The organism is Paenibacillus sp. FSL H7-0350 (assembly GCF_038593195.1).
Classification (GTDB): domain Bacteria; phylum Bacillota; class Bacilli; order Paenibacillales; family Paenibacillaceae; genus Paenibacillus_AQ.
This window is the reverse complement of record NZ_CP151972.1, coordinates 1,748,534-1,770,399: the sequence shown is the minus strand read 5'-3', so window position 1 is coordinate 1,770,399 and position 21,866 is coordinate 1,748,534. Positions and strand designations below refer to the sequence as shown.

Genomic DNA, 21,866 nt, shown 5'->3' with positions numbered 1-21,866 from the left:
CACCCATGAATCCAAAACCGAATATTGTTGACCTTCCTGTCTACAAGCCCGGGAAACCAATTGAAGAAGTCAAGAAAGAGCTGGGCTTAAGCGAAGTCATTAAGCTGGCATCCAATGAGAACCCTTACGGGGCTGCACCAAGTGCAAAGGCCGCTATTGTAGCGGAGCTGGATAACCTCTTTTTATACCCGGACGGCTCTGCCGCTGAGCTGACGGCAGCGCTGGCTAAGCATCTGGGCGTGGCGGGTGACCGTATTATTTTTGGATGCGGATCGGATGAGATTATTGCTCTGATTGCCCGTGCCTTCTTCCTGCCCGGTGACGAGACGATTATGGCCGATCAGACCTTCTCTGTATATAAGAGCAATGCCGATATAGAAGGGGCAGTAACCACAGAAGTCCCGCTTAAGGACGGAACGCATGATCTGGATGCGATGCTGGCGAAGATTACTGACCGGACCAAGATCGTCTGGATCTGCAATCCGAACAATCCGACCGGTACCATTGTGCCCGAGGATGCTCTGATTTCGTTCCTGGATGCAGTACCTGCTGGCGTTATGGTAGTTCTGGATGAGGCCTATTACGAATATGTGACCGATCTCAGCTACACCGACGGCATTAAACTGATCGACAAATATCCTAATTTGGTAGTCCTTCGTACCTTCTCCAAGATCTATGGTCTTGCTGCGCTCCGTATCGGCTATGGTGTAGCCAGCCAGCAGGTGATTTCTCTGATTAATCAGGTGCGTGAGCCGTTCAATACGACCCGCCTGGCTCAGGTGGCAGCAGTGGCAGCACTTTCCGATCAGGAATATGTGCAGCAGTGCCGTGCGCTTAACAGTGCAGGGATTGTGCAGCTTGAGGCGGAATTCGCGCGTCTCGGGCTTACGTCGTTCCCGGCTCACGGCAACTTCATTATGGTGGATGTACGCAAGCCTGCTAGTGAAGTCTTCGATACGTTGCTGCGCCAAGGAATCATCGTCAGAACAGGCTTCCACCGGTATCCGACCTACCTGCGGGTGACCATCGGCTCCGCCGAGCAGAACACAGCCTTCGTAGCTGCCCTGGAGCAAGCGCTGAAGGAGCAGGAAGTTCGCGCATAACCGTGAGGGCTCAGAAGCTGGATTGACGATACCACAGAAGGCAGGTAGTACTAAGAACATGACGACAAAAATAGCAATTTTCGGTGTCGGCCTGATCGGCGGCTCACTGGCCCTTTGCTTCAAAGGCAAGGAGGGTCTGACCGTTGTAGGCCATGCCCACCGGCCTGAATCTGCGACTAAATATGTGAGCAGAGGTGTGGTTGATCAAGCAACATTATCACTTGAAGAAGCAGCACTGGATGCGGATTATATTTTTCTGTGTGTGCCGGTTGGAATGCTTGAGGACTATCTTCAGCGGTTAAGCAGGTTGCCGCTGAAGCCGGGCTGCATCATTACAGATGTCGGCAGCACCAAGGCCAGCATCGCCGCGTGTGCCCTTACACTGGATATTCCCGGTGTACATTTCATTGGAGGCCATCCCATGGCCGGATCAGAGCGTTCAGGCGTAGAGGCAGCCTCCTCCTTACTGTTCGAGAATGCGTACTACGTGCTCACGCCCCCGCCAGGCGTACCTGAAGAGGCATACCAGGCTCTGGAGTCGCTCCTGCTACATACGAGAGCCCAGATTGTCCGGCTTGATCCAGAGCGCCACGATGAGATTGTTGGAGCGATCAGCCATCTGCCGCATATTATTGCGGTAGCCCTAGTGAATCAGATTCATGCATATGACCATTCGGATTCCTTGTACAGCACACTTGCTGCGGGGGGCTTCCGTGATATTACCCGCATTGCTTCGAGCGATCCGATCATCTGGCGCGATATTCTGCTGAATAACCGCTCTGTGATGCTGCGGCTGCTGAAGGATTGGAACGATGAAGTGTCCTCATTCATTCATCTGCTGGAGAGCGGGGATGGTGCAGGGATCGAGTCGGCCTTCCAGGAGGCGAATCAATTTCGCAGCCAGCTTCCTGAGCGGCGCAAGGGAATGATCACTCCGCTGTTCGATCTGCATATTGATGTACCCGATCATCCCGGCATTATCGGCCGCATTGCTACGGAGCTGGGCGACCAGGGCATCAACCTTAGCAATGTGCAGATTATTGAGAGCCGCGAGGATGTTCCCGGGATCATGCGCTTGTCCTTCCGCCAGGAGAACGATATGGAGCGGGCCAGAATTTTGCTGCAGGAGAATGATTATACCGTATATATGTAAAAGTAGGGCCGGGGCCGGATGCTCCGGCTCTTATTTATAAATGGAGGAAATCCAACTGCTATCAGAGGATGCCCCGGCTCCCGCAACAAACAAGCGCTCAGTAAATACCCAAATGTTCGTAAAAATGGACAAAAAAAAGACCGCTTACATAATAAGCGGTTACAGTTCACAATTTCTTGGAACCGTGTAGTGTTTGGATAGGAGTGGAGAGAAACCATACTGTACTTTTATTATATGTATCCGTTTACATTTTGTCAACACTTTATTCAAAGAAAAAAAAGACCGCTTTCATCGGTCTGTCTGTGCTTCTCTCAAAGTCTATTAATTTCCTCCTGTTAGAAACTGTGCTATACTGGGTTAAGTATGTTTATAGATTCCTTCCAAGTATAGGTAACCGCTTGCTGAACAAGTGGTGACGGGCTGTGTTGTCCTTTAGGGAGAATGCTGCCATTCTTCTGTCTAGAAAATGAATTGAAGGTTGGAAGCCTTAAATAACGGTAAGTTGAATATACATAGGAAGATTGGATTTTTGTGCTGCAAATTTGAAGGAATGCCGCAACTTTTTGTTACCTGCCCGGTATAAGTAGATACGGACCGGACGGGATTACACGTGCAAGGGCGAGGAGGGCCGACTCACCATGACGGATTCCCAGTTGATCCAGCTAATCAAGCAAGGCGATACAGAATTATACTCGGAACTCATGCGACGATATCAACGCAAGATATTGGCGTTTGTGTACCACATGCTGAAGAACTCCCATATGGAGCTGATTGCCGAAGACCTCTGTTCAGAGACCTTCTACAAAGCCTTCCGGAGTCTTCATTCCTTCAGGGAAGTGGATGCTTCGTTCTCCACATGGCTGTACACGATTGCCCGCAATACAGTGCTGAGTGAACTTCGTAAGAACCGTGCCGGGAATGTATCGCTCGAAGAGAGCGGATATACGCCTGTGGCACCGCTTGATGTTGCCCCGGAACAGGCAGCATTACGCAAGGAACGGATGGAACTCGTCCGCGAAGCAATTAACAATCTCCCGGAGAAACAGCGTTCCGCGCTGATTCTGCGTGAATATGATCAGATGGATTACCAGGAAATTGCCGTGATTTTGGATCAGAGCGTTAGCTCAGTGAAGTCACTGCTGTTCCGGGCAAGGAGCAGTGTGAAGCTGCAGCTCGAATCCTATTTCTATGAGCCTGAAGTTGAAGAGCAGGCTGAGAGGGTGTAAGGCCTATGAATTGCAGGGAAGCGCAGGATTCCATTCCACAATTGTGGGACGCTCCCCCCACAGATCCCAGGCGGATTAGACTTGAGAGACATATCGCAACCTGCTCCTACTGCAGTGCTGAATGGGCGCTGTGGCAGGAGACCAGTGAGCTTATGCAGGATACAAGATTTGATGTCAGCGACGAGCGGGCAGAAGCGATTAACAGTAAGGTAATGGAGCGGATCTATCTGGAGAGCCCCTGGCTTATGCCCGGTGACGGGAAGTCTGCGGGGAGTTCGGCCGTATTCCGGCATCGCTTAACCCTCTGGATTGCCTGTTTCTTAGCGGTGTTTATCTCCAGCTTCTTATATTTCACCGTGTTCAAGACTCCCTCGAATACGACGGCGGCACAGAGCGGAATCGTTGAGACAGGTGTGGCAGGCTTAACGCTGGACTGGTCTTCTTCATATCCGGTGGAGTCTGAGGGCGGGATCATTGAGCCGCTGGTGGCCAATATGGGCCCTGCACATCCGCAGTACTGGATGGTATTGTCGACGCTGGGCGTCGGATTATCCATATTCCTGCTGGTCCGTCTGAACCGGTACCGCAGACAATGAGAACCCCCTTCCCGAGTATGGAGAAGAGGGTTTTTGATTTGAATATAAGAATTTATATGTTGCACACTATAAATTATCCTTCTATTTCTCGCTGAAATGGTACCATCCTTTAAAAGGACGGCAATGCCGTTTCCACTTGTGTTAAAAAAGAAGACATTTGTTTTCATTCGTGTTACATTATTAAGCAAACATCAAAGGGAAGGGAACGGTGATAGGCGATGCTGATCGGCTTAATACGCCATGGGCTGACGGATTGGAATGCGGTAGGTAAAATTCAGGGACAAAGTGATATTCCGCTGAATGATGAAGGCAGGCTGCAGGCTGAGATGCTGGGTGACCGGCTGCTGCGTGAGCCTTACCACTGGGACTATTGTATTACCAGCAGCTTGTCGCGTGCAGCAGAGACCGGCAAGATCGTAGCGGCCAAGCTGGGTATTCCTCTGCTTGAGCCGGATGACCGTATCCGTGAGCGTGCCTACGGCCAGGTGGAGGGCATGACAGCTGAAGCCCGTGAAGCCAAATGGGGCAAGGATTGGAAGCTGCTGTCTTTGGGGCAGGAGAGCGATGAGGCACTTCAGGTCCGGGGTCTTGCATTCCTGGAGGATATTACGGCCCGCTTCCCGGGTAAGAATGTTCTGGTCATCTCCCATGGAGGATTCCTTGCGCAGCTCTACACCGCGCTTTACAAAGACAAATATTCGGAACGGCTCGGCAATCTCTCACTCACGATTCTGGAGAAGAACGAGCAGGAATGGAATCCTTTAGTGTACAACTGTACCCGTCATATATTACAAAAACAGCATTAACCCGACCCTTCGGGTTATTTTTTTTGCGCAAAAGGAATAAAAAGGGCTGTATTTCCCATAATGGTAGTAAAACAGTGAGGCGATGAGAGATGAATCTGGCGGATATGCTCACTTATGCAGACATTGGTCAGCTGACCGCCATTGCGGGACGCTATCAGTGTGAGTGCAAACGGAATTCCAAACATGATTTGATTCAGAGTATATTGATCACCTTGGGCAGCCGGGAGTTCATGGAGTCTCATATTAAGGGGAGTTCCTCGGGAGAGCTGCGTTTGCTGAACAGCCTGCTCTTCGATGAACGCAGTCACTTCAGCCTGGAGGATCTGCTGGCTGCCGCCAGGCAGGCTTCCTTCGATGTCCCGCCCGGCAAAAGCGGTGACTACCGCGAGCTGGTCAGCCGGCTTAAGAACAGCGGCTGGCTATTCAGCGGAGCCTCCCAGCAGAGCCGGTATCTGTTCCAGGTCCCGCTGGATCTGAAGAAGCGCTTCCGTGAGCAGATGGGCCAGTATTTGCAGCAGCGAATTGTTCCTGTCCCGGAGCCGGCGGTGTATAGGGGGGAGGGGGATTTGCTGGCCGGAGATCTGCTGCTGTTCCTGCGGTATGTGAAGGAGAATGAGCCTGAGCTGAACCAGGAAGGCGCGCTCTATAAGCGCAATCAGCAGGGAGTGATGAACGCGCTGCAGATTGCGGAGCCCTTGCTCGGCAAGGGTGGCTGGAGGTTCGGCTACGGCAGGGCTTGTGAGCATTATCCGCCCAGATTTGCCCTGCTGTATGATTATGCCCGCCACCGCCGCTTTATCTCTGAGGAAGGCTACAGGCTTCAGCTTACAGCCGCAGGCGAGTACTTTCTGGCGGAGGGAAAATCCGAGAAGCTGATGCAGTTATTCTCCTTTTGGTTAAGACTGTATAAAGGGGCTATTCCCAATTTGCCTTCGCTGGTCTACTGGATCAGTCTAAGTGCCGGCAGATGGGTGACCACAGCCTCGCTGTCAGAAGGGATCGGCTGGCTGATCAAGCCCTTTTATTACGATGACGCCGCTTCCATTCTCGAACAGCGCATCTTGCGGATGATGCTGCATCTGGGCATGCTTAAGCTTGGTGAGGAACCCGCAGGAACAGTGGTCATGATGACACCCTGGGGATGTGAGGCGGCAGTGCCGAAGCATCTGCTCAGGTAAGGGGGAGAGAGATGCGGATTGCCTATGGGAGTTACATACCGCAGCTTGACGAATCAGTATATGTGGCGGAAGGCGCAAAGCTCGTTGGCGATGTAAGAATAAGCAAACAATCCAGTGTCTGGTTCAACGCCGTACTTCGCGGTGACCTGGCACCGGTGATTATCGGGGAGCGCTGCAATATCCAGGACGGCGTGGTCGGCCATGTGGCGGAAGGATTGCCGCTGGTGCTGGAGGATGACATCTCGGTCGGGCATTCAGCAATCATCCACGGCTGCCGGATAGGCAAGGGCACATTAATCGGAATGGGTGCAATTGTACTGAACGGAGCAGAGATTGGTGAATATGCTTTAGTAGGAGCCGGCTCCATTGTAACCGAGAACAAAATCATTCCTCCGTACACGCTCTCCTTGGGCACACCGGCCAAAGTGGTCCGTGAATTGACTGAGCAGGATCTGCTGAGGATGGCACGCACAAGTGAAAGCTATGTAAAAAAAGCATTGGAATACGGAATTTCTTAAACAGCGGAGGTGTATCGAATGGACAAAATGAAGGCTACTTATGAAGTGATGCTGGGGCTGGCCGCGGAAATGGTGTGGGATGAAGCGTTAAGAAAGCGTCGTACCGACATGTTGTACCGGAAGATCGACACGGCGCTGGCTGCTGGTGATGAGGCGGCTTTCCGGAATCTGACTGAAGAACTGAAAAGTTTGGCATAGGAAATGCGCCTGGCGCATTTCTTTTTTTCTGTAATAGGGATTGCCAAGCCGTATACACTTGTTTATGATGCTTTTAAAGTAACAATGCATGCTGCGGGATGCGGCTAGAGGGGGCGAATCTATGAAATTCAGTGATTTTGACAGAAGAGCCTGGGAGATTGACGGTCAATATTATGATACCTGCATCATTCCGTATAGCGGACTTCAGGGTACGGAGAATCCGCCTGAGACCGCCACGTTACTTGAACGGCAGCGTGATTTCCTGGAATTGGCCGAACAACCGTACAAGGGGCGGGTCGTGACTTATCCGGCGGTACAGTATGCAGGGACCGGAATGACAGCTATTGTGAATGAACTTTGCCGAAAAGTCAAATCCAGCGGCTTCCAGTACGTAATCGTGATGTCTGCTAATGCAGGGCTGCGTAAGGAGGATGTTTTTGAAAGCGATTTACTCCTTTGCCTGCCTGAGATAATGTCTGATTCCAGAGCCTCGGTAAGCGCTTATGTACGTAGTGAAATCCAGGCCTTATGGCAGAATGGGAAATGAGTTAAATGTGACGGAAAATCAACAATTTACTAAAAAAGCACCGGAAACGCCTGTCACAATTTAGACAATATTCTTGACGGGTTTTGGACCCTAAGCTATGATTAGGATGAACTTATATGAACTGTGATATTTTTCATTGAAAACGGATTTTTTACCTAAAATACCTATGCAACAACTCTGCAGGTGCCTTCTCACATTTTGAAAAGGGGGTTACATACAGTATGAGCAGCCTTAATGAAGAAGAAGAGTCACTTCCGCAAGAACCGCCCAGCCGAAACGAGATGTCACGCAGACAGTTTTTGACCTATACGCTAGGAGGGGCTACCGCCTTTATGGGTGCCGGAGTTCTTTTGCCGATGGTCCGGTTTGCTGTAGATCCGATTCTGCAGAAAAAAGGCGAGGGAGAATTCATCAAGGTAGCGGAAGCGTCCAAAATTACAGAGGAGCCCCAGGAGTTCACTTTCGAGCTTCCGCAGCAGGACGGATGGTATGCCAGTACAGCGATGCTTACGGCGTGGATTCGTAAAGACGCGAACGGAGATATTTATGCGCTTTCACCCATCTGCAAGCATCTGGGCTGCACGGTAGGCTGGAATAATGACAAGGCGTTTCCAGATGAATATCATTGCCCTTGCCATGGCGCCCGCTATACGAAGCAGGGCCGGCAACTGGCGGTGGCTGCCAAGCCGCTGGACCAATACACCACCAAGATTGACGGAGGCTGGGTATATCTCGGTGAAATCGTCCCTAATACTGTTTCGGCGAAGGAGGCGTGAACGGCGTGTTCAAAAACGTATATAACTGGATTGACGAACGTCTGGATATTACACCGATCTGGAGAGATGTTGCCGACCACGAGGTCCCCGAGCATGTCAATCCCGCACACCACTTTTCAGCCTTTGTATACTGCTTCGGCGGACTAACGTTCTTCATCACTGTAATACAGATACTCTCTGGAATGTTTCTGACCATGTATTATGTCCCGGATATCATTAATGCCTACGCCAGTGTGGAATATCTGCAGACCAAGGTCGCCTTCGGTAAAATCGTCCGCGGCATGCACCACTGGGGCGCGAGCCTCGTCATTGTCATGATGTTCCTTCATACGATGCGTGTGTTCTTCACCGGTTCGTATAAGGCTCCGCGCGAGATGAACTGGGTAGTGGGGATGCTGATTTTCTTCGTCATGCTGGGACTGGGACTGACCGGTTACCTGCTTCCGTGGGACAATAAGGCGTACTTCGCCACCAAGGTTACGCTGGAGATCGCCAATTCGGTTCCGTTCATGGGGCCGGTGCTCAAGGAGCTGATGCAGGGCGGCAATATTGCCGGCGCCGAGACGCTGACTCGGTTCTTCGCCTTACATGTATTCTTCCTCCCGGCGGTTCTGCTTATACTGCTTGTCGGGCACTTCATTATGATCCGCAGACAAGGCATATCCGGTCCGCTATAAAATAACGTATAGGAGGCACGGTCATGGCACACGGAGACGACTCCAAAGAGAAGGTGGTATTCGTCGGGGATTCCCGGGTCCGCAGAGGAAACGGATTCATTACCCCGCCGGATTATACGGCGTATCCGGGCAAATCGGAAGCCTTTATCCCTAACTTTCTGCTCAAGGAATGGATGGTTGGCGTAGTGGTGCTAGTGGGAATTCTGGTTCTGACCATCTCGGAGCCGGCTCCGCTCGGGTTCCCTGCCAATCCGGCAGCATCGGTTATTCCGATTCCCGACTGGTATTTCCTGTTCCTCTATCAGTATTTGAAGCTTCCTTATGCTTCAGGTGATTATATCGTGCTCGGAACGCTGGGCGTGACAGGCGTGGCCTTCGGGGCCCTGCTATTGGCTCCTTTCCTGGATACCGGCCCGGAGCGGCGGTTCTACCGCAGACCGATTGCATCCTCGCTGATGTTCCTGTCCCTCGCTGCAATCGTCTATTTAACCAACACAGCCTGGACAGAATACAAGCATGAGATGGCTGAAACCGGCCAGATTCCAGAGGATGTTCAGCGCGAAGAAAAGGCCGCCGAGAACAAGGCCGCGGGCTTGCCAACCACAAGTGCCGTCAAACCGAAAGCTATTGCCATTGTGGACAAGGATGATCCGGCCATGGAGCTCTATAAGAAGGCTACCTGCATCTCCTGCCATGCGGCAGAGCTAAAGGGAGCGAATGGTCCCTCACTTCGCGGTGTAGGCGATAAGCATGATCAGGCGGCGATCCTTGCTATTATAAAAGAAGGTAAGGGCCAGATGCCGCCAATGGTTGAGACAGCTATGGGGGCAGGACTGACCGAGCAGGATATCGATGAGCTGGCCGGCTGGCTTGCCAAACAAAAAAGCGGACAGTAAAATAACAGTAACGCAGGACCTGATCGTATATGCGCTCAGGTTTTTGTTATGTCATGAGTGTTGTAATGAGATCAGTCTTGTAATGAAATGAAGCTGCTACAGTCGGGGGGAAGTTGTTCGTATGCCGGGTCATTGGTTTGAGAAGTTATTTAGGGACCGAAGAATAATATGGCTGCTGTTTATCGTGAATCTGCTGGGGACGGTCTACGGATATATGTGGTATGGCAATCAGCTCACGTTCACAGCGCAGACTGATCCGCTCTGGCTGCTGCCGTTCGTTCCCGACAGCCCTACGGCTAGTCTGTTCTTCACAGCTGCACTGCTGCTGTTGCTCTATCCGCCAAGAGGGCTTACAGGAACGCTGGTGCGTGAGCTGATTGAAGCGTTGGCTGTGTTAACATCGGTGAAGTACGGGATATGGGCGGTCAGTATCATTGTGGCCGGTGGTTATCAGGGGGATTCCATTACCTGGAAGGACTGGATGCTGATGATCTCCCATACCGGAATGGCTGTGGAAGCCCTGATCTATGCCCGGTTCTTCACCTTCCGGAGGATGCTGCCAGTGGCGCTTGCGTGGACGTTCGCTAATGATATAGTGGATTATTCACAAGGCGTGTATCCATGGCTGCCCTCAGTGCTTGATGATGATCTTATCGTTGTTCAGTACTCCACCATGGGGCTTACGCTGTTCAGTACGGCCGCTGCCTGGCTGTTCTGCGGCCGGACAAGGCGTCCGGCACTTCCGCACAGAACTGCCGTGAAGCGCTGAGCCTCCGTTCTAACTCTTGTCCTTCCGCCATACATTAAGGTGGGAGGGATGTCTTATGCCGCGCAGAAAAGTATTCATAATGTCAGGAATCCTGCTGTGCTGGCTGCTCGCCGGTATTAGCGGAGGCCGCGTTCAGGCTGAAGCAGGGGATGCCGCTGCAGACCAGGGAAGTACAGCTTACATAGAAGCAGCCGCAAGTGTACCCAGTGATCCCGCTGCGCTTACGGCCAGAAGCGGAGCGCAGCGGCTGGAGCAGTCGGCGGAAGCTCTGTACGGCTATGTGCTTGAAGGCGATGTGCTGAAGGCCCGCCAGGAAGCAGAGGAGATTTCACAGATCTTCATCTCTTCATCCTTTGAAGGGATGACCTCAGTAGAGGGGGTCAATGCTCTATCATCTGTGATCCTGGATATGAAGTCGGCACTGGCTGCGGCCCAGCCGTCCCCGGAGAGATGGGAAGCGGCTGCGGCGAAGCTGCGGCTTGCCGCTAACAGCCTGAATCATCCCCGCCAGCCCATGTGGCTGCAGTATTATAAGCTGGTCCGTGAGGATCTGAACGATATGGAGCAAAGCGCCGCCGCGAATGACATGAAGCGCTGGACAGCGGCGCTGGCAAGACTTCAGAGCCGGTATGCGAATATCCGGCCTGCGGTCATCATCTCCCGGCCTGCTGAAGCGGTGAACGCCTTTGATTCCTGGCTGTCTTACGCAGGAGGGGTGGCAGGTTCGGAGCAGCCAGTGGAACGGGCCCGCCTGCTCGAGATTGTATCCTATGGGCAGGATGCAGCAAGAGTAATGTTCGGCAAGGAGCGGAACGAGCCGGTTCTGTCGCTGCCGCTGGCTCCGCAGCAATACGGGGGCTGGGCTCTGCTGGCAGGCGCGTTCATCTTTACGGTGCTGGTGTATACGGCTTATCGTAAGTACCGCGGCCAAAAGCGGGATTTGAAGACCGTGTAGCGTTAAGCTGAGGTAACAGAGGATACAAAAGAGGGCGGACTCCACTAGCAGCTATTGCCTGCTTGCGGGGGGCCGCCCTTATGTGTGTGTAGATCAGGTCTCCCGGAAGCCTTCGCCATGAACATCATGAACGTCACTGATTATTACGAAGGCTTTAGGGTCCACAGACTTCACCAGCAGGCTGAGCCGGCGGATCTCCTGTCTGGAGACCACACAGTAGACCATGTGCTTGGCCTGCTTAGAATAGGCGCCGATTGCCGGGATCAGCGTCACGCCGCGTTCCAGCTCTGCGGTGATCAGCTCGGCAATCTGCGGAGCCTCGTCGCTGATAATGGTGAAGGCTTTGGCGGCGTAGGCCCCCTCCTGAATGAAATCAATTACACGTGAGGCGATGAAGACTGCCACGAGAGTGTATAGTATTTTTTCGCGGGGAATGTAGAGCAGGGAAGCCCCGATAATGATGATATCTACGGCCAGAATAATCTGACCCATACTCCAGCCGAACTTGCGTCCGAGTATCCGTGCAACAATATCTACACCCCCGGTGGTGCCCCCGAAGCGGAAGACAATCCCCAGACCCAGACCCAGGGTAACCCCTGCATATAATGAAGCAAGAATAAAATCATGCTCGGTACTGAACGTCACAATCCACCCTGCCTTGATCATCCGCTCAAATAACCAGAGGAAAAAAGACAGGGCGCCGATGCCTAGTCCCGTATAGACGATCTGATTCGCCCCGAGCACCCTCCAGCCGAGCAGAAAGAGCGGGAGGTTCAGCAGCAGTGTGGTTAAGAAGATCGGGATGTTAAAGGCGTAATTGAGCAGGATGGTAATCCCGGTAACTCCGCCCTCCATCAGCTGGTTGGGAATAATGAAATACAGTAGTCCGAATGCGTATATGGCCGTGCCCAGCATGATGGGGGCCACTGTTTTGCTGACTGTGCTGATTTTAACGGTTGAACTCATAACATCCCTCGCCTACGCCTCTAAATGGGCAATTTATATGTAATGATCCCCCCGGAGAGCACGTAAGCTCCAGGCGTCATTGCAAAAAAGATTTGTCTTCAAAACGTCTTTACGATAACATAGGGGCAAACAGAAGGCAAGAATACACGGGGGTGAAAGGGAAATTTATGGATAAAAGTCTTGGTGACATTCAGCGTGAGGTGGATGCCTATATCTCACAGTTTAAAGAAGGCTACTTCAGTCCGCTGTCGATGCTGGCCCGGATGTCCGAGGAAGTCGGAGAGCTGGCGCGCGAAGTGAACCATCAATTCGGCGAGAAGCCGAAAAAAGCGGATGAAGCTGATAATTCGATTGAGCTGGAGCTGGGCGACATTCTCTTCATTACCGTTTGCTTCGCCAATTCACTCGGTATAGATTTAACTGAGGCACATAATAAGGTTATGCATAAATTCAATACGCGTGATGCCGGGCGCTGGACACCCAAAAACACCGATTAGGCCTATGCTACATATGCTGTACCAAACGAACGGGATTTAGCCGTAAGGATGGTGAGGATATGGATCATAATGATTATGTAAAAGCGGCCTACCGCTCGATACTGCGCAGTGACTTTGCTGAGGCCATCATCTTGTTCGAGGCGGCCATTGCTGCTAGTCCTGATGATGCAGAAGTCAGATACCGCTGCTCTATTACCTATGCCCGCAGTGGCATGCTGGATAAAGCACTTGAACATGCTATAGCCGCACGCAGGCTGGATGGGACCAAACCGGACTATCAGCTGCATCTTCAGCATCTGCAGGCCCTTAAGCTTGTACAGGAAGCGAAGCGGCTGCTGGAGGATGAAGCAGCGGACAGTGTGAATCCGTACCATCCGATTACACTGCTGAAGGAAGCTGTATCGCTTGACCCTCTCTACGGGGATGCTTATGTATGGCTGGCGATTGCGCACAGCCGGATGAATGAACATCTGCAGGCGATTGCAGTATTGAAAGAAGTCATGTCGCTGCACCCGGATGACAGCGGACTGCGTCTGCTGATGAAGGATCTGCAGAAATCGCTGCAACACTATATACAATAATAACAGAGCCAGGGAAAGCGGGGAGAATTCATTTGAGTGACAAGATCAGGATTGTTGTTTCCGGAGCCGGAGGCAGAATGGGCAAAGAGGTTGTGAAGCTGGTATTGCAGGATGATGAACTCGAGCTGGCAGCAGCGGTTGACCGCTCTGCACATGGCAGAGATGCGGGACGGCTGGTTGGCCTTGAGGATTGCGGTGTACTTGTGACTTCGGATCTGGAGACTGCGCTTGCAGATACAGAGGCTGATGTGATGGTAGATTTTACCATTCCACAGTCGGCATATAGCAATACTGCACTGGCGGTCAAGTACGGCGTCCGTCCGGTTATCGGTACCACCGGCTTCACGCCGGAGCAGATCGCCGGGCTGGACAAGCAATGCCAGGAGCAGGGAATCGGCGGATTAATTGCGCCTAACTTCTCCATCGGTGCGATCCTGCTGATGAAATTCGCTGCCCAGGCCGCCAAGTATTTCCCTCATCTCGAAATTATCGAATATCACGGAGACCAGAAGCTGGATGCTCCTTCAGGAACAGCGATTAAGACGGCAGAGATGATCTCTGAGGCGCGGCAGGAGCTCCGCCAGGGACATCCGGAGGAAGAAGAGACTATTGAAGGCTCGCGCGGCGGGTATTATAACGGCTTCCGTATTCACAGTGTGCGTCTTCCGGGTGTTTTTGCCCAGGAGGAGGTTGTGTTTGGCGGGTTCGGACAGTCGCTGAAGATCCGTCATGACTCCTATGAGCGTGCGGGTTATATGCCTGGAGTCAAGCTCGGGATTCAAAAGGTGATGGGCTATACCGGCATGATTTATGGTTTTGAGCATTTTATAGAATAGACGGGGAGAGAAACAGAATGTTGAAAATTGCTTTTATCGCACATGACCGCAAAAAAGATGAAATAGTTAATTTCGTAACCGCTTATGAGCATGTCTTCGAAGGGCATAAATTATTCTCCACCGGAACTACGGGCCAGCGCATCATGGAAGTGACCAAGCTCTCCATTCACCGGTACATGTCCGGGCCGCTTGGCGGCGACCAGCAGATCGGCTCGATGGTCGCTACGGATGAGCTGGATTTGATTATTTTCCTGCGGGATCCGCTGATGGCCCAGCCGCATGAACCGGATATTACGGCGCTGCTCCGGCTGTGTGATGTGTACGGGATTCCAGTTGCCACGAATATTGCTACAGCAGAAATCCTGGTGAAGGCTATTGACCGGGGAGATTTCGGCTGGCGTGAGCTGGTACATAAATATAAGCCGGGTGTGGACGAGTCATGAAGCTTGACATCCTGGTATTCGGTGCGCATGCGGATGATGCCGAGATCGGCATGGCAGGTACGATTGCCAAGCATACTGCCTCCGGCTTCAAGGTGGGAATGTGCGATCTGACCCGGGCAGAGATGTCTTCGAACGGAACGGTGGAGCTTCGGGAACAGGAGGCACAGCAGGCTGCCGTAGTGCTGGGCGCGGCGGTGCGAACGAATCTGGGGCTGCCTGACCGTGGCCTGTATATGACAGAGGGCCATTTGGCGGCTGTAACAGCGGAAATCCGCCGTTATGCTCCGTCCATCGTATTTGCTCCTTACTGGGAAGACCGCCATCCCGATCATATTGCCTGCAGTAAGCTGGTGGAGGAAGCGGTTTTTAATGCCAAGCTGCGCAAATATATGCCGGACAAGCCTGCCATTCCGGAGCCTGAGTTATATTTCTACTTCATTAATGATCTCGGGCGGACGGATCTGATTGTCGATGTGACTGCGCAGTATCCGCTGAAGGAGCAGGCATTGTCCTGCTACCGTTCCCAGTTCGGACTCGCTCCGGGTGAAGATGCCGTTGCAACGCCATTGACGGAAGGGTATATCGAGCGCGTCCGTTCAAGAGATATGCTGCTCGGCCAGCGCAGGCTCATTCCTTATGCCGAAGGGTTCGCTGGTAAGGTTCCGTATACTGTAGATCTGTTCAGCGCTGCACGCGGATAAGGCGCAACTCGACAAAGCCCGGAAAACAACTATAATTAATTCATATCGTTACTTGAAGTAATAGAGCTAAGTTAAATGAAGGGGCGGAGCTATGGAGCGGCTAAAGATAGGCATCACTTGTTATCCTTCTCTTGGCGGCTCGGGTGTGGTGGCAACTGAACTGGGCAAGCTATTGGCTGAAAAAGGCCATGAGGTTCACTTTATTACCCACAGCATCCCGTTTCGGCTGGGAACATTTCAGAAAAACATCTTTTACCATGAGGTAGAGGTTAACGATTATTATGTATTCCGCTATCCGCCATACGATCTGGCGCTGGCAACCAAGATGGCGCAGGTAGCCAAAATGCAGAATCTGGATCTGTTTCATGTCCATTATGCGGTCCCGCATGCGGTATGTGCTTATCTGGCCAAGCAGATCCTTGGCAATGATATCAAAGTGGTTACCACGCTGCACGGCACGGATATTACAGTGCTGGGCCAGGATGAATCCCTGAAGGATCTGATCCGGCTGGGCATTAACGAGAGCGATGCGGTAACCGCAGTCTCCCGTGATCTGATCAAGGAGACCCGCAAGGCGCTTGATATCACGCGTGAAATTGATCTGACTTATAATTTCGTGGATAAGCGTGTCTATTATCCCCGGGATGTAACGGATCTGCGCGGCGACTTCGCAGCCCCGGATGAGAAGATTCTTATGCATATCAGCAATTTCCGCCCGGTCAAGCGGGTAAGTGATGTGGTGGATGTGTTCGCCAAGGTGAACCGGCAGGTGCCTTCCAAGCTGCTGCTGGTTGGCGAAGGCCCTGACCTGCCTAAGATTCAAGCCAAGATCAGCGAGATGGGTCTCGACGATCATGTCCGCTTCCTGGGTAAGCAGGATGAGATTGCCCAGGTGATCTCTCTGGCGGACCTGCTTCTGCTGCCTTCTGAGAAGGAGAGCTTCGGGCTGGTCGCTCTGGAAGCGATGGCTTGCGGCGTTCCGACCATTGGCTCGCAGGCCGGGGGAATTCCGGAGCTGATTCAGCATGGCAAGACCGGATTCCTTGCACCGGTCGGCGATACGGAATCGATGGCAGAATATGCCGTCCGGCTTCTCTCGGATGAGGCGATGGCTGAGAGCTTCCGGCGCGCCTGCCTGGAGCGGTCCTGCAATGATTTCAGCAGAGATATGATCACCAATCAATATGAAGATATTTATTACCGTGTGCTCGGGCGCAAGGTATCCGGATTAGACCCGATCCTGGGGTAAGGAGTACGATATGGAATGGAGAATGGCACCACCCGGCATGGCTGAAGCCGCCGGGACTGTTATTGCAGGCCTAGCGGCAGGCGGCCATGAAGCTTATTTCGTCGGCGGCTGCCTGCGCGATGAGCTGCTGGGCCGTCCGGTGCATGATATAGACATCACTACCTCCGCACTGCCGGAGGAGGTGATGGCCCTGTTTCCGCGCTGTGTTCCTACCGGACTGGCGCATGGCACGATCACTGTGCTGCAGGAGGGCTACAGCTTAGAGGTTACGACCTACCGGACGGAGAGCGGCTATGCCGATCACCGCCGTCCGGAGCATGTTGTATTCGTCAGGGATGTGCGGGACGATCTCCGCCGCCGTGACTTCACGATCAACGCTATCTGCTGCGGTCTCGACGGCGGGCGGATTGACCCTTTCGGGGGGGAGCGTGATCTCAAGCTCCGCGTGATCCGTTGTGTAGGCGAAGCGGAGGAACGCTTCGAGGAGGATGCGCTGCGGATGCTGCGCTGCGTACGTTTTGCTTCTGTGCTGGATTTCGCGATCGCGAAGAATACCTGGCGCGGTCTGCTGCGCCAGCGTGACAAGCTGGCGCATATTGCTGTGGAGCGGGTGCGCGCCGAGGTGGAGCGCATCTTGGAAGGCCCGCACCCGCAGCGCGGGCTGGGGCTCCTGCTGCGCAGCGGCCTGCTGCCGCGCGGCAAAGCGCCGTTCCCTTGGACCGGCCGTGACCTGGCGGCTGCCGCCGCCTGCCTTGCCGGTCTCGGGAACCTGGAGAGCGCCCGCCTGCGCTGGGCGCTCCTGCTGCATGCCCTGGGATCATCGGCGGCTTCCGCCGATGAGCTCCTGCGGGCATGGACGTTCCCGGGGGCGACGCGCACTGGCGTCGTCGCCGTGCTCCGCGTCCGCGAAGCTTGGGACGCGGCGTTGTCCTCGGCGCGGCCGGAGGCTTCCGGCGCCGGGGAGTTGCTGCGGCGGCGGTGGATCGCCGCCGTGCTGGGCCATGGCCAGTCAGCCGCCGAAGGGTGGCTGACGCTGCTTGAGGCGGCGGGGGCTGACGCCGCGCCCGCTGTTGGCGCAGGGGCGCGCAGCCCGGCCACAGCCGCAATTGCGCGAGGCACGTCGGCAGATGTCCATGACTTTCTCGCTGACGCACCCGCCACGTCGGATGACGTCCCTGCCACAGTCGAACCCTCCACAGCGGAGGATGTGCCTGTTGCATACGCTGCCGCACCTGCCACATCGGCAGCCGTCCCTGAAGCGCCTACAATGGCAAGCTCCATCCCCCCTGTCACCACCAGCCTCCTGCGGTCCTGGACCGCAGAGATAAAGGTCCGCACGCTCGCTGAGCTGGCGGTGAGCGGCCATGAGGTGACAGCGGCGCTGGAGAAGCGTCCCGGCCCTTGGCTGGGCGTATTGCTGCACCAGCTTCTTCTGGCTGTCGCGGCAGGCGACCTTGCTAATGACACCCAATTACTGCTGCAAGCAGCGCAAAGGATGGATAGCGATGAATAGCGGTCATGCGCAGCGTTCCGGCGTGCTGAAGCGGGAGGCGTTCGTTCCCGGCTGGTCCAAGGGAATTCAGCGGCTGGATACAGTCGGTTCGACACAGGAGGAAGCCAAAAAACTTGCCGAGGGCGGCGCCCCGGAAGGAACAACGGTCATGGCCGAAGCGCAGACCGGCGGGCGCGGGCGGATGGGCCGCAAATGGCATTCCCCTCACGGCAAAGGAATCTGGATGAGCCTGGTGCTGCGTCCGGATCTGCCGCTGGCCGTGACTCCGCAGCTGACGCTGCTGGCCGGAGTGGCTGTCTGCACAGCGATCCGTGAGGTTACCGGGGTGCCTGCCGGCATCAAGTGGCCGAATGACCTGCTGGCCGGCGGCCGCAAAATCTGCGGAATTCTGCTGGAATCCTCACTTCGGGAAGGCGGGCTGCATTACTGTATCGCAGGTATCGGCATCGCTGCCAATCTGACCGGAGAAGATTACCCGGAGGAGCTGCGCGGGATTGGTACATCGCTGCTGATCGAAGGCGGCGGCATTCCTGTAGACCGCACGAGGCTTGCGGAAGCTGTGCTTGCGGAACTCGAATATTTATATCATGTCTATCTGGAGCAAGGCTTCCAGCCCGTGAAGGAGCTGTGGGAGTCGATGTCGGTAACACTGGGCCGTCAGGTAAGCTTGAACACTCCCCAGGGCCGCACCGAGGCCACTGCTGTCGGACTGAACGACAACGGCGGGCTGCTGCTGCGTAACGAATCCGGTGAGGTAGTGAGCGTACTGTCCGGCGAAATTGAAATGATTTAGAAGAGCATCAGATTTAACTAGTACCTCATCAGATTTAAATTAGTGGAGCAGAAACAGTTCTCCTTCAATTCACATCACATCTTTTCCAAGCGGGGGTTGTTCTTTAGGGCGTTTGGCTTAGCATAACGGACTGAGGTGCTCTTATGCATAAAGAAAGTCGTCACTTGGGCGGTTAACGGACCGCAAGGACCTTATCCCCTGCAATTCAGCTCCAAAACGTCTCGCACAAAGATGATAAGATCTCCTGAGTCCGTTACGCTGCAAAAGGGGCGTTATCGTGGGAATAAGGTCTCTTCAGTCCGTTAGATTTTTTGGGGTGAAAGGGTTTCATTACACGAACCCCTGAATCTCTGTTTTTAGCTGCGAATGCAGCCTTCTATTTCTCGCCGAAACGGTACCGTCCTTTAAAAGAACGGCTAAGCCGTTTCCACTTGAGGTGTTTATTTTTGTGTTTTTTTGGTATACTGTGCTCATGAGGCGGCATCGCATGGCGAGCTGTACTCACGTAAGTTGTATCTTTGAACAGGACATTGTTTACCGGATGTACCTTCATAACTGGATGTAACGGTTACGTTGGATTCTGCTCTGAGCCGTAAGGACCGAGACAGAAGGGACGATCGCGAGTGACTCTTTTTTGCCCTTCGGACCTTTTTAGCGGACCATGCTAAAAGGTTTTTTTGTTTGCGCGGAGAACGCGTATTTTATGGAAAAGGGGAATGAGAGTAACATGGCAGACAAACACGCACTGAATATTATCAAGATGAAAAAAATGAAAACGGACGGTGTGCCCCTGAGCATGCTGACCGCTTATGACTACCCTTCAGCCCAGTTGGCGGAAGAAGCCGGCATTGATCTGATTCTGGTCGGTGATTCTTTGGGGAACGTCGTGCTTGGTTATGATACCACGCTGCCGGTTACCATAGAGGATATGGTCTACCATACCCGGTCGGTGAAGCGCGGGGCGCCTAATACTTTTATAGTGGCAGATATGCCGTTCATGACCTACCACGGAAGCGTGGATGAGACCTTGCGCGGTGTGCGCAGACTGATGCAGGAAGGCCAGGCCCATGCGGTCAAAATGGAAGGCGGCCTCGAAATCTGCTCCGCAGTATCCGCTGTTGTCGCTGCCGGAGTTCCGGTGCTCGGCCATATCGGCCTGACCCCGCAGTCGGTCAATATGATCGGCGGCTACCGGATTCAGGGTAAGGATGCCAAGGATGCACAGCGGCTGATGGACGAAGCGAAGGCGCTGGAAGCCGCAGGGGCCTTCGGCATTGTGCTGGAGCTGGTGACAGAAGAGGTGGCTGAGGCGATCTCCCGGGCGGTCAGCATACCGACCATAGGCATTGGTGCCGGGCGTTACTGTGACGGACAGGTTCTGGTTTTCCATGATGTCCTGCGGTATGCCTCCCCTTACCGGGAGAAAAAATTCGTCAAAACCTACGCCGATGTAGGCTCCCTGATCCGTGAAGGCATCACCAGCTATGTTCAGGAAGTGAAGGACCGCTCGTTCCCTGCGGAAGAGCATGTGTTCAGCGCGGACGAGACGGTTCTGGAATCTTTATACGGCAATGCCGGCAAAGGAGCGAAATAACATGAGAGTCATCCGAACGATTGCTGAACTGCGCGAAGCGCTTGAATATATGCGTCAGGGGGGCCATGGCCCTGTTGGTTTTGTACCCACCATGGGATATTTGCACGAAGGACATGCCAGTCTGCTGCGTAAGGCAGGGGAGAAGAGCGGCACGGTGGTGATGAGTATTTTTGTCAATCCGCTGCAGTTTGGCCCGAATGAGGACTTCGCTTCCTATCCACGGGATGAACAGCGGGATCTGGAGCTGGCTGAACGTGAAGGTGCGGACCTGGTGTTCATCCCTAGTGTTGAAGAGATGTATCCGCAGCCGATCCGTACAGGCGTATCGGTCTCCGCGCTTACCACACAGCTCTGCGGCGCTTCGCGTCCGGGACATTTTGACGGGGTAACTACTGTGGTCAGCAAGCTGTTCCATATCGTGCAGCCGGATTACGCCTTTTTCGGACTGAAGGATGCCCAGCAGGTAGCTGTTCTCCGCCGGATGGTGTCTGATCTTAACATGAACGTGGACATCATCGCCTGTCCTATTGTGCGCGAGGAAGACGGGCTGGCGCTCAGCTCCCGTAATGTCTATCTGAGCAGCGAGGAGCGCAGACAGGCGCTGGTATTATCGCGTTCCCTGCGCGAAGTGCGCCAGGCTATGGAAGAGGGCGGCATCCGTACGGTAGATGAAGCACGCGGTCTGCTGGTCTCGGTCATTTCTGAATCGCCGTTTGCGGTCATTGATTATGCGGAGATTCTAACCTTCCCTGATCTGGAAAAGCTGGAAGGCGCCAGCAGGCTGACGGAAGCGGGCGGAGAGGTTATAATGGCTCTGGCTGTGAAGTTCGGCAGAACCCGTCTGATTGATAATAATGTATTTATTCCTAAGGAGGCGCACGCTCTTGTTTAGACATATGATGAAATCCAAGATCCACCGGGCAACGGTCACCGAAGCCAATCTCAATTATGTGGGCAGCATTACCATTGATGAGGATCTGATGGAAGCCGCAGACCTGCTGGAGAACGAGAAGGTGCAGATCGTGGATAATAATAATGGTTCCCGTCTGGAGACTTATGTCATTCCAGGTCCGCGCGGCAGCGGCGTCATTTGTCTGAACGGGGCAGCAGCTCGTCTGGTACAGCCCGGCGATACCGTGATTATTATTTCCTACGCTGTGGTGTCCTCAGAAGAGCTGGCAGCGCATAAGCCGACGGTGGTGTTCGTTGATGAAGGCAACAAGCCGGTGAAGCTGGCGGATCATGAGATTCACGCTACAATTGCCTGAAGTCCGCGCTTTGAGCCATGTAATCAA

At 53.7% G+C, this 21,866-nt stretch carries 26 protein-coding genes; 25 read left to right on the top strand and 1 reads right to left on the bottom strand.

Translation table 11 applies throughout. The annotated features are described in order from the left end of the window. Positions 1 to 5: 5 nt before the first annotated feature. The 14 genes from hisC to NYE24_RS08225 all read left to right on the top strand — a co-directional run bounded on the left by hisC (position 6) and on the right by NYE24_RS08225 (position 11,398). Positions 6 to 1,103 (top strand): histidinol-phosphate transaminase, encoded by a 1,098-nt coding sequence (hisC, locus tag NYE24_RS08290; protein WP_342478464.1) that lies wholly within the window; start codon positions 6 to 8, stop codon positions 1,101 to 1,103. Between the two features lie 58 nt (positions 1,104 to 1,161). Further along, complete coding sequence (locus NYE24_RS08285; RefSeq protein ID WP_036698108.1) at positions 1,162 to 2,256, top strand: prephenate dehydrogenase; 1,095 nt, start codon at positions 1,162 to 1,164, stop codon at positions 2,254 to 2,256. 638 nt (positions 2,257 to 2,894) lie between these two features. Continuing rightward, entirely contained in the window at positions 2,895 to 3,482 is a 588-nt protein-coding gene (locus NYE24_RS08280) for a sigma-70 family RNA polymerase sigma factor (protein WP_036698105.1), read from the top strand. A gap of 152 nt (positions 3,483 to 3,634) precedes the next feature. Further along, a complete protein-coding gene (locus tag NYE24_RS08275; protein WP_051493856.1) occupies positions 3,635 to 4,078 on the top strand; it encodes a hypothetical protein in 444 nt (147 codons plus the stop codon). Positions 4,079 to 4,296: 218 nt separating this feature from the next. Beyond that, positions 4,297 to 4,884, top strand: a complete 588-nt coding sequence (locus tag NYE24_RS08270) for a histidine phosphatase family protein (RefSeq protein WP_076156638.1) — start codon at positions 4,297 to 4,299, stop codon at positions 4,882 to 4,884. 89 nt (positions 4,885 to 4,973) lie between these two features. Next, positions 4,974 to 6,062 (top strand): hypothetical protein, encoded by a 1,089-nt coding sequence (locus tag NYE24_RS08265; RefSeq protein ID WP_342478463.1) that lies wholly within the window; start codon positions 4,974 to 4,976, stop codon positions 6,060 to 6,062. Positions 6,063 to 6,073: 11 nt separating this feature from the next. Next, positions 6,074 to 6,580 carry a gamma carbonic anhydrase family protein gene (locus tag NYE24_RS08260; protein WP_076156645.1) on the top strand — a complete coding sequence of 169 codons (507 nt, stop codon included), beginning with the start codon at positions 6,074 to 6,076 and terminating at the stop codon, positions 6,578 to 6,580. 18 nt (positions 6,581 to 6,598) lie between these two features. Further along, positions 6,599 to 6,778, top strand: a complete 180-nt coding sequence (locus tag NYE24_RS08255; protein ID WP_036698090.1) for an IDEAL domain-containing protein — start codon at positions 6,599 to 6,601, stop codon at positions 6,776 to 6,778. A 121-nt stretch (positions 6,779 to 6,899) separates the two neighbouring features. Further along, a complete protein-coding gene (locus NYE24_RS08250) occupies positions 6,900 to 7,325 on the top strand; it encodes a DUF2487 family protein (RefSeq protein WP_036698088.1) in 426 nt (141 codons plus the stop codon). 221 nt (positions 7,326 to 7,546) lie between these two features. After that, positions 7,547 to 8,101, top strand: coding sequence for a ubiquinol-cytochrome c reductase iron-sulfur subunit (locus tag NYE24_RS08245; RefSeq protein ID WP_036698085.1), 555 nt, complete (start codon positions 7,547 to 7,549; stop codon positions 8,099 to 8,101). 5 nt (positions 8,102 to 8,106) lie between these two features. Continuing rightward, entirely contained in the window at positions 8,107 to 8,778 is a 672-nt protein-coding gene (locus NYE24_RS08240; protein WP_036698729.1) for a cytochrome b6, read from the top strand. Between the two features lie 23 nt (positions 8,779 to 8,801). Continuing rightward, positions 8,802 to 9,674 (top strand): menaquinol-cytochrome c reductase cytochrome b/c subunit, encoded by an 873-nt coding sequence (locus NYE24_RS08235; protein ID WP_036698083.1) that lies wholly within the window; start codon positions 8,802 to 8,804, stop codon positions 9,672 to 9,674. Between the two features lie 121 nt (positions 9,675 to 9,795). Then, entirely contained in the window at positions 9,796 to 10,443 is a 648-nt protein-coding gene (locus tag NYE24_RS08230; protein ID WP_342478462.1) for a DUF1405 domain-containing protein, read from the top strand. Between the two features lie 55 nt (positions 10,444 to 10,498). Next, a complete protein-coding gene (locus NYE24_RS08225) occupies positions 10,499 to 11,398 on the top strand; it encodes a sporulation protein YpjB (RefSeq protein ID WP_076156659.1) in 900 nt (299 codons plus the stop codon). A 93-nt stretch (positions 11,399 to 11,491) separates the two neighbouring features. On the opposite strand, the gene NYE24_RS08220 is transcribed toward NYE24_RS08225, so the two are convergent. Further along, complete coding sequence (locus NYE24_RS08220; protein WP_036698082.1) at positions 11,492 to 12,364, bottom strand: YitT family protein; 873 nt, start codon at positions 12,362 to 12,364, stop codon at positions 11,492 to 11,494. A gap of 167 nt (positions 12,365 to 12,531) precedes the next feature. Between NYE24_RS08220 and NYE24_RS08215 the strand changes: the two genes are divergently transcribed. The 11 genes from NYE24_RS08215 (at position 12,532) to panD (ending at position 21,839) form a co-directional block, all read left to right on the top strand. Beyond that, positions 12,532 to 12,861 carry a nucleotide pyrophosphohydrolase gene (locus NYE24_RS08215; RefSeq protein WP_036698080.1) on the top strand — a complete coding sequence of 110 codons (330 nt, stop codon included), beginning with the start codon at positions 12,532 to 12,534 and terminating at the stop codon, positions 12,859 to 12,861. A gap of 59 nt (positions 12,862 to 12,920) precedes the next feature. Further along, positions 12,921 to 13,442, top strand: a complete 522-nt coding sequence (locus NYE24_RS08210; protein WP_036698078.1) for a tetratricopeptide repeat protein — start codon at positions 12,921 to 12,923, stop codon at positions 13,440 to 13,442. 32 nt (positions 13,443 to 13,474) lie between these two features. Continuing rightward, positions 13,475 to 14,278, top strand: coding sequence for a 4-hydroxy-tetrahydrodipicolinate reductase (dapB, locus tag NYE24_RS08205; RefSeq protein WP_342478461.1), 804 nt, complete (start codon positions 13,475 to 13,477; stop codon positions 14,276 to 14,278). 17 nt (positions 14,279 to 14,295) lie between these two features. After that, positions 14,296 to 14,721, top strand: a complete 426-nt coding sequence (gene mgsA / locus NYE24_RS08200) for a methylglyoxal synthase (protein WP_036698074.1) — start codon at positions 14,296 to 14,298, stop codon at positions 14,719 to 14,721. Beyond that, positions 14,718 to 15,422 (top strand): bacillithiol biosynthesis deacetylase BshB1, encoded by a 705-nt coding sequence (bshB1, locus tag NYE24_RS08195; protein WP_076156664.1) that lies wholly within the window; start codon positions 14,718 to 14,720, stop codon positions 15,420 to 15,422. Before mgsA ends, bshB1 begins: the two co-directional genes overlap by 4 nt. A gap of 91 nt (positions 15,423 to 15,513) precedes the next feature. Next, positions 15,514 to 16,671: an N-acetyl-alpha-D-glucosaminyl L-malate synthase BshA gene (bshA, locus tag NYE24_RS08190; RefSeq protein WP_036698071.1), complete on the top strand. Its 1,158-nt coding sequence runs from the start codon at positions 15,514 to 15,516 to the stop codon at positions 16,669 to 16,671. Positions 16,672 to 16,681: 10 nt separating this feature from the next. Then, positions 16,682 to 18,184 carry a CCA tRNA nucleotidyltransferase gene (locus NYE24_RS08185; RefSeq protein ID WP_342478460.1) on the top strand — a complete coding sequence of 501 codons (1,503 nt, stop codon included), beginning with the start codon at positions 16,682 to 16,684 and terminating at the stop codon, positions 18,182 to 18,184. Then, a complete protein-coding gene (locus tag NYE24_RS08180) occupies positions 18,177 to 18,977 on the top strand; it encodes a biotin--[acetyl-CoA-carboxylase] ligase (protein WP_051493853.1) in 801 nt (266 codons plus the stop codon). Before NYE24_RS08185 ends, NYE24_RS08180 begins: the two co-directional genes overlap by 8 nt. A 727-nt stretch (positions 18,978 to 19,704) precedes the next feature. Next, positions 19,705 to 20,571 (top strand): 3-methyl-2-oxobutanoate hydroxymethyltransferase, encoded by an 867-nt coding sequence (gene panB / locus NYE24_RS08175; protein ID WP_036698723.1) that lies wholly within the window; start codon positions 19,705 to 19,707, stop codon positions 20,569 to 20,571. Between the two features lies 1 nt (position 20,572). Continuing rightward, positions 20,573 to 21,463, top strand: coding sequence for a pantoate--beta-alanine ligase (panC, locus tag NYE24_RS08170; protein WP_036698067.1), 891 nt, complete (start codon positions 20,573 to 20,575; stop codon positions 21,461 to 21,463). Next, the gene (panD, locus tag NYE24_RS08165; protein ID WP_036698065.1) at positions 21,456 to 21,839 is read left to right on the top strand and encodes an aspartate 1-decarboxylase; all 384 of its coding nucleotides are present in this window, start codon (positions 21,456 to 21,458) and stop codon (positions 21,837 to 21,839) included. The genes panC and panD overlap by 8 nt, the downstream gene beginning before the upstream one ends. The last annotated feature ends 27 nt before the right edge of the window (positions 21,840 to 21,866 follow it).